The sequence below is a fragment of the Pseudomonas sp. SD17-1 genome, from assembly GCF_029201585.1.
Taxonomy (GTDB): Bacteria; Pseudomonadota; Gammaproteobacteria; order Pseudomonadales; family Pseudomonadaceae; genus Aquipseudomonas; species Aquipseudomonas palmensis.
The window spans coordinates 311,763-326,551 of the sequence record NZ_CP104044.1 but is presented as its reverse complement, the minus strand read 5'-3'; the positions used below and the strand labels follow the sequence as shown (position 1 = coordinate 326,551).

Genomic DNA, 14,789 nt, shown 5'->3' with positions numbered 1-14,789 from the left:
AGATCCTTCTTTGCAGGGTCTTGTAGGGAATTCAGGCCTTGAGCAGCGCGTCGAGCTTGCCGGCGCGCTCAAGGGCAAACAGGTCGTCGCAACCGCCGACGTGGGTGCTGCCGATCCAGATCTGCGGCACCGAAGTGCGGCCGGCCTTCTGGCTCATCTCTGCGCGCAGCTGGGGCTTGCCATCGACCTTGATCTCTTCGAAGGCCACACCTTTGCTGGACAGCAGCTGCTTGGCACGCGAGCAGTAAGGGCAGTAGTCGCTGGAGTAGACGATGACGTTGCTCATGTCACTTCACCAGCGGCAGGTTATCGGCCTTCCAGCTCGACACGCCGCCCGACAGCTTGGCGGCGTTGAAGCCGGCCTTGAGCAGGTCGCGGCACACGGCGCCGGCATGCTGGCCCAGGTTGTCGACCACGATCAGGGTCTTGGTCGCCTTGTGCTTTTCCAGCTCGCCGATACACGCGGCGAACTTGTCCTGCGGGATGTTCAGCGCGCCGACGATGTGCCCGGCGGAGAACTCCTTGCTGGCACGGATATCGATGACCAGGCCCTTGTCGGCGTTGACCAGCGCGGTCAGTTCGCCGTTGCTCAGGCTGCGGCCGCCCTTGCGCGCTTCGGTGACGATCAGCAGGACCAGCAGAACGACGAAGATACCAACCAGCAGATAGTGAGATGTCGCGAATTCGATCAGGTGAGCAACCATCAGAGGGTTCCGGGCCGTTAAAAATGATGGGCAGTATACACAGCACCCAAGGCCGGCCAAAGCCCACCGGCACTGGTTGTCGACAGTAATTCTCATTGCCGGGCTGCTACCCGTCGGGCGGCAATGGCGGGCGCGCAAGGTTAATTCGTCACTGCTGACCAATTTGCCCTAAAATGCGTGTCTTTATCACCTGACAAAAGCGCGAGTGGGATAGATGACTAGCACGCCAAAACCCTTGGTCCTGATCATCCTGGATGGTTTCGGTCACAGCGAAAGCCACGAATACAACGCCATCTATTCGGCCACCACGCCGGTTTACGACCGCCTGCGCGCCACCCAGCCGCACGGCCTGATCTCGGGCTCGGGCATGGACGTGGGCCTGCCCGACGGGCAGATGGGCAACTCCGAAGTCGGCCACATGAACCTGGGTGCCGGGCGCGTGGTGTACCAGGATTTCACCCGCGTGACCAAGGCCATCAAGGATGGCGAGTTCTTCCAGAACCCGGTGCTGTGCGACGCCGTGGACAAGGCTGCCGGTGCCGGCAAGGCCGTGCACATCCTCGGCCTGCTGTCCGATGGTGGCGTGCACAGCCACCAGGACCACCTGGTGGCCATGGCCGAACTGGCCGCGCAACGTGGCGCCGAGAAGATCTACCTGCACGCCTTCCTCGACGGCCGCGACACCCCGCCCAAGAGCGCACAGTCTTCCATCGAACTGCTCGACGCCACCTTCGCCCGCCTGGGCAAGGGCCGCATCGCCAGCCTCATCGGCCGTTATTTCGCGATGGACCGCGACAACCGCTGGGACCGCGTCAGCGCCGCCTACAACCTGATCGTCGACAGCACCGCCGAATTCAGCGCCAGCACCGCCACCGCCGGCCTTGAAGCCGCCTATGCACGCGGCGAGAGCGACGAGTTCGTCAAGGCCACCCGCGTGGGCGAGGCCGTCAGGGTCGAGGACGGCGACGCGGTGATCTTCATGAACTTTCGCGCCGACCGCGCCCGCGAGCTGTCGCGGGTATTCGTCGAGCCGGACTTCAACGAGTTCCCGCGCGCACGCCTGCCCAAACTGGCCGCCTATATCGGCCTGACCCAGTACTCGGCCAAGATCGCCGCCCCGGCGGCGTTCGCCCCAGGCAGCCTGAACAACGTACTGGGCGAGTACCTGGCCAAGAAGGGCAAGACCCAGCTGCGCATCGCCGAAACCGAAAAGTACGCCCACGTCACCTTCTTCTTCTCCGGCGGGCGCGAAGAACCGTTCGAAGGCGAAGAGCGCATCCTGATCCCGTCGCCGAAGGTCGCCACCTACGACCTGCAGCCGGAAATGAGCGCGCCGGAGGTCACCGACCGCATCGTCGAGGCCATCGAACAGCAGCGCCATGACGTGATCGTGGTCAACTACGCCAACGGCGACATGGTCGGCCACAGCGGCGTGTTCGACGCTGCGGTCAAGGCCGTGGAGGCCCTGGACCTGTGCGTGGGCCGCATCGTCGAGGCCCTCGACAAGGTGGGTGGCGAAGCGCTGATCACCGCCGACCACGGCAACGTCGAGCAGATGGAAGACGCGTGCACCGGCCAGGCCCACACCGCCCACACCACCGAGCCGGTGCCGTTCATCTATGTCGGCAAGCGCAACCTCAAGGTGCGTGAAGGCGGCGTGCTGGCAGACGTGGCGCCGACCATGCTCAAGCTGCTGGGCCTGGAAAAACCGGCCGAAATGACCGGTACTTCGATTCTCGTAGACGTCTGAACGGCACGCCCCACGCTGCACGGTTCAAGCTGCAGGAGCCAGCGCCACGTGCGCTGCGCCTCTTGCGGCGTGCAGCTTGAAACAGGCAGCTGAATCGCATCCCGCTTGAAGGTCGTTTTTTTTGATCGCCATGGCGGGCATACTAGGCCAGTCTCCATCCTGGGTTCCGCCTACTCCATGCTTCGCGCACTTATCCTCATAGCCCTGACCTGCCTGTTCGGCCCGGCATTCGCCGACGAGCGCGCGCAAACCCAGCAGCAACTGGACGCCACGCGCCAGGACATTGCCGAGCTGAAAAAGCTGCTTGGCCAGTTGCAGCAGGAAAAGTCCGGCGTGCAGAAAGACCTGCGCGGCACCGAAACCGAAATCGGCAAGCTGCAAAAGCAGGTGGAGGCCCTGCAGCAGGAACTAAAAAAGACTGAAGGCGAGCTGGAGCGCCTCGACAAAGAGAAAAAAAAACTCCAGAGCGCCCGCGTTGAACAGCAACGCCTGATCGCCATCCAGGCCCGTTCGGCCTACCAGAACGGTCGCGAGGAATACCTCAAGCTGCTGCTCAACCAGCAGAACCCCGAGAAGTTCGCGCGCACCCTCACCTATTACGACTACCTGAGCCAGGCCCGCCTGGAGCAGCTGCGCAGCTTCAACGAGACCCTGCGCCAGCTGGCCAATGTGGAAAAGGACATCGCCCTGCAGCAGGCCCAGTTGCTGGCCCAGCAAGGCACCCTCGAAACCCAGCGCCAGGACCTGGAAAAGGTCCGCGCCGAGCGCCAGCAGGTGCTGGCCAAGCTCAACAGCGACGTCAAGGCACGCGACCAGAAGCTGGCCGCCCGCGAACAGGACCAGGCCGACCTCGCCCAGGTGCTCAAGACCATCGAGCAGACCCTGGCACGCCAGGCACGCGAAGCCGAAGAGGCACGTCAGCGCGCCCTGCTGGCCGCCCAGGAAGCCGAGAAGCAGCGCCAGCGCGAAGCCCTGGCCGCCAACCAGGACGCCACCCCGAAAAAGCCCAGGGCAGTGCCCGGGCCGCTGGTTTCCAGCGACGGCGCCACCTTCGGCGGCGCTTTTTCTGCAGCACGGGGCAAACTTCCATGGCCGGTCAATGGTCGATTGCTGGCACGTTTTGGTGAAACCCGCGGCGACGACTCGCGAGCCAAGTGGGACGGGGTGATGATCAGCGCCTCCGCCGGCAGCCAGGTACATGCGGTGCATGGCGGGCGCGTGGTGTTCGCCGACTGGTTGCGCGGCGCCGGACTTCTGGTCATTCTCGACCATGGCAACGGCTACCTGAGCCTGTACGGGCACAACCAGAGCCTGCTCAAGAATGCCGGCGACGTGGTCAAGTCGGGCGAGGCGATCTCCACCGTCGGCAACAGCGGCGGCCAGGACACCGCCGCCCTGTACTTCGCGATTCGCCAGCAAGGCCGCCCGAGCGACCCGACACAATGGTGCCGTGCCCAGGGATAGGGGCACATCGTTCATTTCACGCTAGCCCCGCCAACCGGTGCCAGCGACGCTCCCCCGGGGGCAAAACCAGGATCAGGAGTTCGTTCGACATGCTGCATACGCCTCGCCTTACCTCGCTGGCCCTGACCATTGCCCTGGTCATCGGCGCGCCACTGGCCCACGCGGCCGAGCCTGCCAAGCCAGCCACGGTGGCACCGACCACGGTCACTGCCCAGGCGCCGCTGCCGCTGGAAGAGCTGCGCACCTTCGCCGAGGTGATGGACCGCATCAAGGCCGCCTATGTCGAGCCGGTGGACGACAAGACCCTGCTCGAAAACGCCATCAAGGGCATGCTCAGCAACCTCGACCCGCACTCCGCCTACCTGGGCCCGGAAGACTTCCAGGAGCTGCAGGAGAGCACCAGCGGCGAGTTCGGCGGCCTGGGCATCGAAGTGGGCATGGAGGACGGCTTCGTCAAGGTGGTATCGCCCATCGACGACACCCCGGCCTCGCGTGCCGGCATCGAGGCGGGCGACCTGATCGTCAAGATCGACGGCCAGCCGACCCGCGGCCAGACCATGACCGAGGCGGTCGACAAGATGCGCGGCAAGATCGGCCAGAAGATCACCCTGACCCTGGTGCGCGACGGCGGCACGCCGTTCGACGTGACCCTGGCCCGCGCGGTCATCCAGGTCAAGAGCGTCAAGTCGCAGCTGCTCGAGGACGGCTACGGCTATATCCGCATCACCCAGTTCCAGGTCAAGACCGGCGAAGAGGTCGGCAAGGCCCTGGCCAAGCTGCGCAAGGACAACGGCAAGAAACTGCGCGGCCTGGTGCTGGACCTGCGCAATAACCCCGGTGGTGTGCTGCAGGCCGCCGTCGAAGTGGCCGACCACTTCCTGACCAAGGGCCTGATCGTGTACACCAAGGGCCGCATCGCCAACTCCGAACTGCGCTTCTCGGCCGACCCGGCCGATGCCAGCGAAGGCGTGCCGCTGGTGGTGCTGATCAACGGCGGCAGCGCCTCGGCCTCCGAGATTGTCGCCGGCGCCCTGCAGGACCAGAAGCGCGGCGTGCTGATGGGCACCGACAGTTTCGGCAAGGGCTCGGTGCAGACCGTGCTGCCGCTGAACAACGACCGCGCCCTGAAGATCACCACCGCGCTGTACTACACCCCCAACGGCCGCTCGATCCAGGCCCAGGGCATCGTGCCGGACATCGAGGTGCGCCGCGCCAAGATCACCAGCGAGCAGGACAACGACAACTTCAAGGAAGCCGACCTGCAAGGTCACCTGGGCAACGGCAACGGCGGCGCCGACCGGCCTTCGGGCAAGGCCGCGAGCAAGAAGGACCGTCCGCAGGACGACGACTTCCAGCTCAGCCAGGCGCTGAACCTGCTCAAGGGCCTGAGCATCACCAGCGGCAAGTGATGCGCTATCTGCTGTTCGCCCTGCTCTGCCTGGCCGGTACCGCACACGCGGCACCGGCCAAGGCCTACCTCACGCTGATCATCGACGACCTGGGGCAGAGCCCTGCGCGAGATGCGCGCACCCTGGCCCTGCCCGGCCCGGTCACCCTCGCGATCATGCCCGATACCCCGCACGCCACCGCGTTCGCCCGCCAGGCGCACAAGGCCGGCAAGACGGTGATCCTGCACATGCCCATGGACCCGGCCACCGGCCCCTACGCCTGGCACCCGGACACCCCGCTGCCGGAGCTGGAACAACGCCTGGGCGCGGCCCTGGCCAAGGTGCCCTATGCCAGCGGCATCAACAACCACATGGGCAGCCGCATGACTGCACAGCCGGTGCCCATGGCCTGGCTGATGGGCGAGTTGCAGCGCCGCCATCTGTTCTTTGTCGACAGCCGCACCAGCGCCGCCACGGTCGCTGCGGCCAAGGCGCAGGAACAGGGGCTGGCAAGCCTGTCGCGGGATGTGTTCCTGGATGACGTGCGCACCCCCGAGGCGATTGCCGGGCAACTGCGCATCGCCGTGGAGCTGGCGCGCCGGCAGGGCTCGGCCGTCCTGATCGGCCACCCCTACCCGCAAACCCTGGAGGTGCTCGAACGCGAGCTGCCTCGCCTGAAGGCGCAGGGCATCGAGTGGGTCGAGATCCACCAGATGATTGCCCTGCGCAGCAACCAGGCAATGGCGGCCCACGGTACCGGCGGGCGCTATCGCGCCAGCGCCGGCGGCCAGTGAGGCGCCTACGCCAGGGGGCGTAGCGGAAACCAGCCCTTGATGAAGGCCGGGGTGAGGTCGGCGCGCCAGATCACGCCCATCTTGCCGGTGGTTTTCGCCTCTTCGAGCAGGTCGGCATAGCCTTTGGTGCGTTGCGCCTCCAGTTTGATGTGGCCCTTGCTGAACGCTGCCGTGGGCGTGTCCAGGGCAGGATAGTGCAGGTGCACGTACCATTTGTCGCCGCCCGCCACACGCACTTCGTACTCGTCGATGAAGTCGCCGGCCGCCAGGGCCTTGCGCGGCGCCTTGAATTCGATGTGCAGTTGCTTGCGCTCCCACAGATACAGCAGGTTGCGCGCGGTGGGCTTCTGCGCCTTGCACATGCTCAGGCGCAGGGCATCGGCTGCGTCCCTGAGCCCCTGGGCCTCCTGGCGCAGCTGGGCAACGGTGGCCTGCTCGGTATCGGGCAGGCCGCTGTGGCGCTCGAAGTCATCCGCCACGCGGATCAGCCGATCGGCCAGGATGGTCAGCGGGAACACGATATCCCCCGGTTGATGCCCGCTGCCGGACAACCCCTGCTGCTTGGCCTTGAGCGGGGCGACCTGATCGAGCACCTGGCGCGCCTCGCTGCGCAGGGCCTTGCGCGGCTTGAGGCCGACCGGCGTGGCGGGCAGTACGGTCTTGATCGGGTTCCAGTCATCGCCGCCGTGCTCGCGGTAGGACGCCACGATGCGGTGGTTGGCATCCTCGATATCCACGATCGGCACCGGCTCGCCGGGCGATGGCGCCCGTACCCGCCCCACCACCACCCGGCGGGTACGCGTGACGATCACCTTGCGCTTGCGCGTCGGCCGGGGCGTCGTGCTGGTGGCCGGCACCGTGACCAGGCTGTCCAGTTCTGCCCTGGCGCTGGCATCGAGCTCGTCGAGGGTCTGCACGAACGCCGCCAGATAGTCCTTGCCGGGCACCGGCGCGAACAGGTCGCCCACATACTGGGCAACCGCCTTGGCCCGCGAGTAGCAGTGCGAGGCCTCGCGCAGCACCTGGATGCGCTCCTGGGGCGTGAACTCCTGGGCATCGATGCCCAGCTGCTCATGCGAAAGCACCCCGGCGACGATGTCCGGGTCCAGCAGCAAGTCCTTGTAGAACGGGCGCTGGGTGGCGTCCGCGATACGCGTGTCCAGGCTCATGTAGCCGAGGATTTCCAGGTAGGCCGTGCGGATGCGCTGGGCGCTGAACACCTTGAGCTCTTCACGCTTGGCCTCGCCATAGCGGATGATCTCGTCGGCCGTGGCCTTGACCGCCGGCTCGCGGCGAACCACCTCGACCAGGGCGCTGCAGGCCTCGGCCTGCTCCAGGGCCAGCAGGTGGAACGTCTCGTTCTGCGTGTTGGCCTCCAGCAACGCGGAAAACGGCTGTGCGGTATCACCCAGGGTGACCTGGAACGCATTCTCGATCCAGGCATCGTGCAACGAGATCTTGAACTGCTTGCTGTGGTACTGGGCCTGCAACTGCAGGCGCGCCTGGAAGTTCATCCTGAAGTTCAGGTTCAGCGCCTTGCTGTAGTCGGCCGCAGTGATATGGCCGTAGAAATCCGCCAGTTTCAGGGTTTCGCGGGCTTCGAGGGTGGTGCGCAGCAGGTCCTTGGCCACCTCGATGAAGGCGTCCTGCTCGACCTTGAGTGCCTGCTCGGCCACTTGCGCACGCGTGCGTGCCTGCTTCATCGCTACCAGCCGGGTCGCCGTGCGATCGAGCTGGTACTCGCGCTGGGCCTTGAACATCGGGTCGAGCAAGGCGTTGAGCTCGTTGACCTTGGGGGTCATGGCCACAATGCGCCTGAGGCAATCCTGCTGCGCCGACTCCAGCGTGGCGTTGAGCTGCTGAAGCTGCAGCCTGTTCTGCGCCTTCTTCTCCTGCAGGCTCATGCGCTTTTTCGGCCCGCCCCCGCGCAGCCCCAGGCGCAGGTCCAGTTGCCAGCTGCCTTCGCTGCTACGCCGCAGCCACGGGCCACGGCGGCGGCTGTCGAGGGGGTCGACGATGCAGAAGCGCCCCTCCACCTCCAGCACGCGGTACCAGCGGTCATCGAGTTTTACATGCGCGTACCCGTCGATCAGCGCCAGGCCGCGGCGCTCCCCCGTCTCGATCAGGCCGGTCGGCTCCTGGCCGGGCGTGACCTGCATCGGGCGCAGGAACGCACGCAGCTCGGGCGTCGCTTCGTTGCGCATGCCGCTCCAGGAGAAGTCCATGGCTGTCGGCAACGCATCGGCACTGCGCAGTTGCGGGCCCAGGGGTTGCTGCACCGGTACCAGCACGCCGGTCACCGGCAGCTCGCCGCGCACCGGCAACGTTTGCTGCAGCATCGAGGGCTGCACCTTGATCGGCGTCGCGCGCGCCATGCCGACCTCCCCGGCCCCGTGCATGAACACCGTGCTCAGGTTGAACAGCAGGTCGACCACGGCCTGGGCGCGCGTGGTGTCATCCCCCTCGCGCAGCGCCTTGAAGTCGCTGTCCAGGCTGCTGACCAGTTGCACCAGCCATCCGGCGACAGCTGTCGGCCCACGCAGGTAGGGCAGCGCGATATTGAACAGCAGCCAGCCCGCCTCCTTGAAGCGCAGCCAGCGATCTTCGGCGTTGGATACCGATTGCCGGTCACCCAGGGTGATCAGCGCATCCACCGTACTGGTGTAGAAATGCGCCAGCAGGTCACCGGTCAGCGCAGCGCCGCCAAGACGCGGCACGTTCACCCCCGGCACAGCCACCGGTTCATCCACCGTGATACCCAGGTGAGGGTTGGCAAAGCCGCCATTGGCATAGATGCGCCGGGCGTCCCGTCCCATCCAGCTCAGCACGCTGGCTTGCAGCTCGGGCTCCTCGAGGGCCTTGAACAATGCAGCCTCGCTGGCAAATTCGCGCAGCAGGGGCTCGAACAGCGGTCGGTACAGCACCCGCTCGGGCCTGCCGGGCAGGGCGAACACGAACATGTTGTCGACCACGTCGGGGCTGGCCCCTTCGCCACTGAGGAAGGTCAGCGGGCGCACCTCGACCCGGTCGGTCTGGTCGGTGCTCATGGCGTAGTCCACGCAGCGCAGGCCCTGGCGGGTGAAGCCCTGCTCGCCCCTGATCCGGTATTCCAGCGCCAGCAATGGCAGTTGTGCGCGCAGCGTGTCGGCGAACAGCTGCCGACGCTCGTCGGCCTGGCGTGCATCGGTGCGCATGGCCTGTTCGATCACTGCCAGGTAGTTGGCCCCGACATCCACGGCGGTGATGAGTGTCATCACATACTCGGCGCTCAGCCATGCGGCGATCTCGTCGCCATCGGCATGGGCAATGCTCATCGGGCCCTTGGGCAGGCCGGACAGGTTTTCCAGCGCGGCATCCACCAGCAGCAGCCTGACCGTCTCGACGAAGCCGAAGCCACCCTGGCCATAGGGCACCTGGAAGGTCAGCACCAGCTTGTAGGGGTCGTAGGTCGGACCGTCCGGTTGATCTGCCGCCATGCGCTCGCCCAGCGCCTTGGCGGCATAGTCACGCAGGGTCGGGATACCGTGGTCATAGGCCTTGCCGGCATTGTGCTGGTGCGCCAGCGCCATGCTCAGCCATTGCATGCGGTAGTCCAGGTAATCGGCCCCCGAAGCCTGCTTGAGCCATGCCGGCAGCTGGCCAAGCACCTGAGTGTCGGCAGGCGTCGGCACGAATGCCCGGTTGCCGGCCAGGCGCGCAGCCACATCGGACACCGTGGCAAACAACCCCTCGAGCTCGGTCACCGACTGCCCGCCCAGGCGCAGCGCCTGCACGTCACGCAGCTGCTGATCGAGCAACGCCTCGGCCTGGACCCTGAACGGATTGCCTTCGACCTCAAGCAACTGCCACTGCAGCCCGACCAGCCGATAGGCGCCTTCGAGTTCGTCGGTCAACGCCTCGCCGAACGCCTTCAGCGAGGCGTGGGCGCTGACCTGACCTGCGGGCGTACAGCGCAGCACCTGCTCGCCGCGGACCAACACCAGATCGCTGAGCAGCATCTGCGTGCTGGTCAGGCTGGCGTCGAGCTGCAGTTGCACCAGGTACACCCGCACGGCCTGCTCGCCCTGGGCCTGACGCAGCGACCAGCGTGGCCATTGCAGCACCTGGCCCAGCATCCCGGCCCAGGCCTGTTTGCCGCCGGCGTGTGGCACCAGGGCCTGGGCCAGGGTTCTGGCCAGCCAGCTCAGGCGCGGAACGCCTTCACTGCCCCTGGCCTGCCAGTAGTTCATCAGGGCCCGCTGGAACTCGGCCACGATGCCGTCGGCAAACACCTTGATCATTTCGCGCAGGGTGTCCGCATCAAGTGCATGGCCCTGCAGCTTGAGTTTCACCGCGTCGGCCTGGCCCAGAAAACCGGACAAGCCCACCGCATGCATCTGCAACGGTTCCCAGGTGCACAGATTGTCCAGTGCAGCGTCCACCAGCGGGCGTACCTGATAGAACTGCGCGCTGCTGTCGGGCACGTACAAACGCAGCGCCTCCACATCGGCGGACAGCCCGGGGAAGTACTCGCGCAGCAAGCGCTCCAGCAGCGTGACGCTGGCGCTGCGCAGGGTCGGGCGGCTGGCGAACTGCTCGGCCACCATGGCGGCGAGGGCATTGTCGGGTTCGGGCGTGGGCAGGTCTTGCAGGATATGCAGTGGCATCTAACACCTTCCATGAGTGATCGGGCTGTGCAATTCACAGCGACGATCCATCACAGCAGCCCGGTGCATGGCCGCGGCACTACATAGTTAGGCGCTTACAGGTAGCGGGCGAAGGTGGCGTCGACGAAGCCTTCGTCGCGCAACTGGTCCAGGCTGCGCTGGAGCTTTTCCACCACCGCATCGGGTACCTGGCGGTTGAGTGCCAGGTACAGCTGGGCGCCGTTGAAGCGCAGCACGGTCTTTAGCTGGGTGATGCCGATCTGGCGGGCCAGGTAGCGCCCGGCGGGGTCACCGGTGGCCCACAGGTCGATCTGGCCTTCGAGCAACTTGCGCGCGTTGTCCTGGTCGCGCAGCACGGTGATCGGCTTGAGCCCCTTGCTGCTCAGGTGCTGGGCGATGGCATCGCCTTTATAGGCACCGATCCGGTAGCCGCGCGCGTCGCCGAGGTGTTCGAGAGTGATGGGGCTGTCGGGGCGGGCCAGCAGAATCCAGTCGTCAGGGCCCAGCGGCCCGACCCACTTGAAGAGCTTTTCGCGGTCGGGTTGGCGGGCCATCACGAACACACCGTGATTGGGGCTGTTCAGGGCCTGCTGGTACACGCGTTCCCACGGGAAGCGCAGGGTCATGCTGTAGGGGATGGCGGCGCGCTTGAACATCTCGCGAACCAGGTCGGCGGCGATGCCCTGGATCTTGTCTTCGCGGGCGAAGTTCTTGCCGTCGCTGGCCATGTTGTAGGGCGGGAAGTTTTCGGTGAGCAGCACCATCGGGTCCGCGGCGCGGACGGTGGCAGCGAGGGAGAAGAGGCTGACGAGCACGACGAGCAAGCGTGTGAACATAGGATGGACCCGATTCCCTGGCGATGTGCCTGCATTACCTTAACAGCAAATGCTTCGCCGGCAAGGCCGGCTCCTACAGGTTCGCTGCAGTGTAGGAACCGGCCTTGCCGGCGAATTCGGCCGCTCAGCGCACGCAGATGCCGCGCTGCGCCATGTAGGCCTTGGCTTCAGGCACCGTGTACTCGCCGAAGTGGAAGATGCTGGCCGCCAGCACTGCGCTGGCATGCCCTTCCAGGATGCCGTCGGCCAGGTGCTGCAGGTTGCCCACACCACCGGAGGCGATCACCGGAATGCCCAGCGCGTCGCTGATGGCGCGGGTCACGCCCAGGTCGAAGCCGCTCTTCATGCCGTCCTGGTCCATGCTGGTGAGCAGGATCTCGCCCGCGCCCAGGCCTTCCATCTTCTTCGCCCACTCCACCGCATCCAGCCCGGTAGGCTTGCGCCCGCCGTGGGTGAAGATCTCCCAGCGCGGGGTTTCGCCCGGGCCGGAGACCTTCTTGGCATCGATGGCAACCACGATGCACTGCGAGCCGAAATGCTGCGCGGCCTCGCCCACGAACTCGGGGTTGAACACCGCTGCGGTGTTGATCGAGACCTTGTCGGCACCGGCGTTGAGCAGGTTGCGGATATCCTGCACAGTGCGCACGCCGCCGCCCACGGTCAGCGGAATGAACACCTGGCTGGCCATGCGCTCGACGGTATGCAACGTGGTGTCGCGTCCATCGACGCTGGCAGTGATGTCGAGGAAGGTGATCTCGTCGGCACCCTGCTCATCGTAGCGACGGGCGATTTCCACCGGGTCGCCGGCATCACGGATGTTCTCGAACTTGACGCCCTTGACCACTCGACCGTTGTCGACGTCCAGGCAAGGGATGATGCGTTTGGCCAGCGCCATGCCGTTCTCCTCAGCCTTTGTAGCTGTCGCAGAAGGCTTGCGCCTCGGCCACATCCAGCGTGCCTTCGTAGATCGCACGGCCGGTGATGGCGCCGATGATCCCCGGTGCCCTGGCGTCGAGCAGGGCCTTGATGTCACCCAGGTTGTGGATGCCACCGGAGGCGATCACCGGGATCTTGGTGGCGGCAGCCAAAGCGGCGGTGAACGGCACGTTGCAGCCTTGCATCATGCCGTCCTTGGCGATGTCGGTGTAGACGATCGCCGAGACGCCATCGGCCTCGAAACGCTTGGCCAGGTCGATGACCTGCACCGAGCTGACCTCGGCCCAGCCGTCGGTGGCCACGAAGCCGTCCTTGGCGTCCAGGCCCACGATCACCTTGCCGGGGAACGCACGGCAGGCTTCGGCCACGAACTCGGGTTGTTTGACCGCCTTGGTGCCGATGATCACGTAGCTGACGCCGGCCTTGACGTAGTGCTCGATGGTTTCCAGCGAGCGGATGCCGCCGCCGATCTGGATCGGCAGGTTCGGGTAGCGCTTGGCAATGGCAGTCACCACCTCGCCGTTGACCGGCTGGCCTTCGAAGGCACCGTTCAGGTCGACCAGGTGCAGGCGGCGGCAGCCACCGTCGACCCATTTGGCGGCCATGCTCACCGGGTCATCGGAAAATACCGTGGAATCTTCCATGCGGCCTTGGCGCAAACGTACGCAAGCACCGTCCTTGAGATCGATAGCGGGAATAATCAGCATCTGGGGAACCTGTCTATTCGGTAAACAGTGAGCTCGGGAAGTCAGTTCTTCTCGAGCGACCACAAGTCGCTTTCAATGCTTTCGAACCTCTCTTTGAGGTGCGCCTGCACATCGAAAATCGCCCTGTTGTAGTAATGCGGTGCAATCTCCTGGCTGAACAGCTCCAGCACTTCAGCCACCTCGAACGAACCCAGCTCAAGCTCGAAGCGGTCTTCGAGAAAACGCTTGAGCTTGGCCAGCGCCTCGCGCTCTTCTTCAGGCGCGAGGGTGAGGATCGGCCGCTTGGCGCGGGACTTGCCCATTACCGGCGACCATCCCAGCCGGCGAAGTTCTGCAGCAGCTGCAGGCCATGGGTATGGCTCTTCTCCGGGTGGAACTGCACGGCAAAGCGCGAGCCGTCGGCCAGCGCGGCGGCAAAGTCGACGCCATAGTGACCACTGCCCGCCACCTGCGCCGCGTTGGCGGCGGTGATGTAGTAGCTGTGCACGAAGTAAAAGCGCGCACGGTCGGGGATGTCGTGCCACAGCGGGTGGTCGATGGCCTGGGATACTTCGTTCCAGCCCATGTGCGGCACCTTAAGGTGCTCGCCGTCCTCGTGCAGGCCCTTGCCGAAGAAGCGCACATTGCCCGGGAACAGGCCGATGCAATCGACGCCGTCGTTCTCTTCGCTGTGGTCGAGCAGGGCCTGCATGCCCACGCAGATGCCGAGGAAGGGGCGGTCCTGGCTGACTTCACGCACCAGGCTGTCGAAGCCCAGGCGGCGAATCTCGGCCATGCAGTCGCGGATCGCGCCCACACCCGGGAACACCACGCGGTCGGCCTCGCGGATCACCGCAGCATCGCTGGTGATCAGCACCTTGCCGGCGCCCACGTGCTCCAGGGCCTTGGCCACCGAGTGCAGGTTGCCCATGCCGTAGTCGATAACGGCTACCGTCTGCATTACAGGCAGCCCTTGGTCGACGGCATCTGGCCGGCCATGCGTTCGTCCAGCTCGATGGCCATGCGCAGTGCGCGGCCGAAGGCCTTGAACACGGTCTCGATCTGGTGGTGGGTGTTGTGCCCGCGCAGGTTGTCGATGTGCAGGGAGACGTTGGCGTGGTTGACAAAGCCCTGGAAGAATTCCTGGAACAGGTCGACGTCGAAACCGCCCACGGTGGCGCGGGTGAAGGGCACGTGCATCTCCAGGCCCGGGCGGCCGGAGAAGTCGATGACCACGCGCGACAGCGCCTCGTCCAGCGGCACGTAGGCATGGCCGTAGCGGCGGATGCCCTTCTTGTCGCCGATGGCCTGGTTGAATGCCTGGCCCAGGGTGATACCGACGTCTTCGACGGTATGGTGATCGTCGATGTGCAGGTCGCCCTTGCACTCGATGTCCAGATCGATCAGCCCATGTCGGGCGATCTGGTCGAGCATGTGTTCGAGGAAAGGCACACCGATATCGAATCGGGCCTTGCCGCTGCCATCCAGGTTAATCGAGGCCTTGATCTGGGTTTCCAGAGTATTGCGCTCGACGCTAGCCGTACGTTCGACCATCACCAGCTCCGCAAAATCATTGGGCGAAAAA

General features: G+C 65.5%; 13 protein-coding genes. 4 read left to right on the top strand and 9 right to left on the bottom strand.

Annotation, left to right across the window (positions count from 1 at the left end; genetic code table 11):
* Positions 1 to 31 precede the first annotated feature (31 nt).
* Both grxC and N0B28_RS01530 read right to left on the bottom strand, forming a co-directional pair.
* Positions 32 to 286: a glutaredoxin 3 gene (gene grxC, locus N0B28_RS01535; protein WP_043862198.1), complete on the bottom strand. Its 255-nt coding sequence runs from the start codon at positions 284 to 286 to the stop codon at positions 32 to 34.
* Between the two features lies 1 nt (position 287).
* A complete protein-coding gene (locus N0B28_RS01530) occupies positions 288 to 704 on the bottom strand; it encodes a rhodanese-like domain-containing protein (RefSeq protein ID WP_275729998.1) in 417 nt (138 codons plus the stop codon).
* A gap of 214 nt (positions 705 to 918) precedes the next feature.
* Between N0B28_RS01530 and gpmI the strand changes: the two genes are divergently transcribed.
* The 4 genes from gpmI to N0B28_RS01510 all read left to right on the top strand — a co-directional run bounded on the left by gpmI (position 919) and on the right by N0B28_RS01510 (position 6,100).
* Entirely contained in the window at positions 919 to 2,454 is a 1,536-nt protein-coding gene (gene gpmI, locus N0B28_RS01525) for a 2,3-bisphosphoglycerate-independent phosphoglycerate mutase (RefSeq protein ID WP_088514671.1), read from the top strand.
* A gap of 177 nt (positions 2,455 to 2,631) precedes the next feature.
* Entirely contained in the window at positions 2,632 to 3,918 is a 1,287-nt protein-coding gene (locus N0B28_RS01520) for a murein hydrolase activator EnvC (RefSeq protein ID WP_043862201.1), read from the top strand.
* 89 nt (positions 3,919 to 4,007) lie between these two features.
* Entirely contained in the window at positions 4,008 to 5,327 is a 1,320-nt protein-coding gene (locus N0B28_RS01515) for a S41 family peptidase (RefSeq protein ID WP_043862202.1), read from the top strand.
* The gene (locus N0B28_RS01510) at positions 5,327 to 6,100 is read left to right on the top strand and encodes a divergent polysaccharide deacetylase family protein (RefSeq protein ID WP_275729993.1); all 774 of its coding nucleotides are present in this window, start codon (positions 5,327 to 5,329) and stop codon (positions 6,098 to 6,100) included. The genes N0B28_RS01515 and N0B28_RS01510 overlap by 1 nt, the downstream gene beginning before the upstream one ends.
* Before the next feature lie 5 nt (positions 6,101 to 6,105).
* Here the strand turns inward: N0B28_RS01510 and N0B28_RS01505 are convergent, their stop codons facing one another.
* The 7 genes from N0B28_RS01505 to hisB form a co-directional block, all read right to left on the bottom strand.
* Complete coding sequence (locus N0B28_RS01505) at positions 6,106 to 10,746, bottom strand: hypothetical protein (RefSeq protein ID WP_275729990.1); 4,641 nt, start codon at positions 10,744 to 10,746, stop codon at positions 6,106 to 6,108.
* Between the two features lie 95 nt (positions 10,747 to 10,841).
* Positions 10,842 to 11,582, bottom strand: a complete 741-nt coding sequence (locus tag N0B28_RS01500) for an ABC transporter substrate-binding protein (RefSeq protein WP_058541656.1) — start codon at positions 11,580 to 11,582, stop codon at positions 10,842 to 10,844.
* 124 nt (positions 11,583 to 11,706) lie between these two features.
* On the bottom strand, positions 11,707 to 12,477 hold the full coding sequence (hisF, locus tag N0B28_RS01495; RefSeq protein WP_043862206.1) for an imidazole glycerol phosphate synthase subunit HisF: 771 nt from the start codon (positions 12,475 to 12,477) through the stop codon (positions 11,707 to 11,709).
* 10 nt (positions 12,478 to 12,487) lie between these two features.
* Positions 12,488 to 13,225, bottom strand: coding sequence for a 1-(5-phosphoribosyl)-5-[(5-phosphoribosylamino)methylideneamino]imidazole-4-carboxamide isomerase (gene hisA / locus N0B28_RS01490; RefSeq protein WP_043862207.1), 738 nt, complete (start codon positions 13,223 to 13,225; stop codon positions 12,488 to 12,490).
* A gap of 41 nt (positions 13,226 to 13,266) precedes the next feature.
* Positions 13,267 to 13,527, bottom strand: coding sequence for a DUF2164 domain-containing protein (locus tag N0B28_RS01485; protein ID WP_043862208.1), 261 nt, complete (start codon positions 13,525 to 13,527; stop codon positions 13,267 to 13,269).
* Positions 13,527 to 14,165: an imidazole glycerol phosphate synthase subunit HisH gene (gene hisH, locus N0B28_RS01480; RefSeq protein ID WP_043862209.1), complete on the bottom strand. Its 639-nt coding sequence runs from the start codon at positions 14,163 to 14,165 to the stop codon at positions 13,527 to 13,529. The genes N0B28_RS01485 and hisH overlap by 1 nt, the downstream gene beginning before the upstream one ends.
* Complete coding sequence (hisB, locus tag N0B28_RS01475) at positions 14,165 to 14,758, bottom strand: imidazoleglycerol-phosphate dehydratase HisB (protein WP_043862210.1); 594 nt, start codon at positions 14,756 to 14,758, stop codon at positions 14,165 to 14,167. Before hisB ends, hisH begins: the two co-directional genes overlap by 1 nt.
* Positions 14,759 to 14,789 lie beyond the last annotated feature (31 nt).

Excerpts from the sequence above, each read along its gene's own strand:
- grxC (WP_043862198.1), bottom strand. The coding sequence starts at position 286 with ATGAGCAACGTCATCGTCTACTCCAGCGACTACTGCCCTTACTGCTCG.
- N0B28_RS01530 (WP_275729998.1), bottom strand. The coding sequence starts at position 704 with ATGGTTGCTCACCTGATCGAATTCGCGACATCTCACTATCTGCTGGTT.
- gpmI (WP_088514671.1), top strand. The coding sequence starts at position 919 with ATGACTAGCACGCCAAAACCCTTGGTCCTGATCATCCTGGATGGTTTC.
- N0B28_RS01520 (WP_043862201.1), top strand. The coding sequence starts at position 2,632 with ATGCTTCGCGCACTTATCCTCATAGCCCTGACCTGCCTGTTCGGCCCG.
- N0B28_RS01515 (WP_043862202.1), top strand. The coding sequence starts at position 4,008 with ATGCTGCATACGCCTCGCCTTACCTCGCTGGCCCTGACCATTGCCCTG.
- N0B28_RS01510 (WP_275729993.1), top strand. The coding sequence starts at position 5,327 with ATGCGCTATCTGCTGTTCGCCCTGCTCTGCCTGGCCGGTACCGCACAC.
- N0B28_RS01505 (WP_275729990.1), bottom strand. The coding sequence starts at position 10,746 with ATGCCACTGCATATCCTGCAAGACCTGCCCACGCCCGAACCCGACAAT.
- N0B28_RS01500 (WP_058541656.1), bottom strand. The coding sequence starts at position 11,582 with ATGTTCACACGCTTGCTCGTCGTGCTCGTCAGCCTCTTCTCCCTCGCT.
- hisF (WP_043862206.1), bottom strand. The coding sequence starts at position 12,477 with ATGGCGCTGGCCAAACGCATCATCCCTTGCCTGGACGTCGACAACGGT.
- hisA (WP_043862207.1), bottom strand. The coding sequence starts at position 13,225 with ATGCTGATTATTCCCGCTATCGATCTCAAGGACGGTGCTTGCGTACGT.
- N0B28_RS01485 (WP_043862208.1), bottom strand. The coding sequence starts at position 13,527 with ATGGGCAAGTCCCGCGCCAAGCGGCCGATCCTCACCCTCGCGCCTGAA.
- hisH (WP_043862209.1), bottom strand. The coding sequence starts at position 14,165 with ATGCAGACGGTAGCCGTTATCGACTACGGCATGGGCAACCTGCACTCG.
- hisB (WP_043862210.1), bottom strand. The coding sequence starts at position 14,758 with ATGGTCGAACGTACGGCTAGCGTCGAGCGCAATACTCTGGAAACCCAG.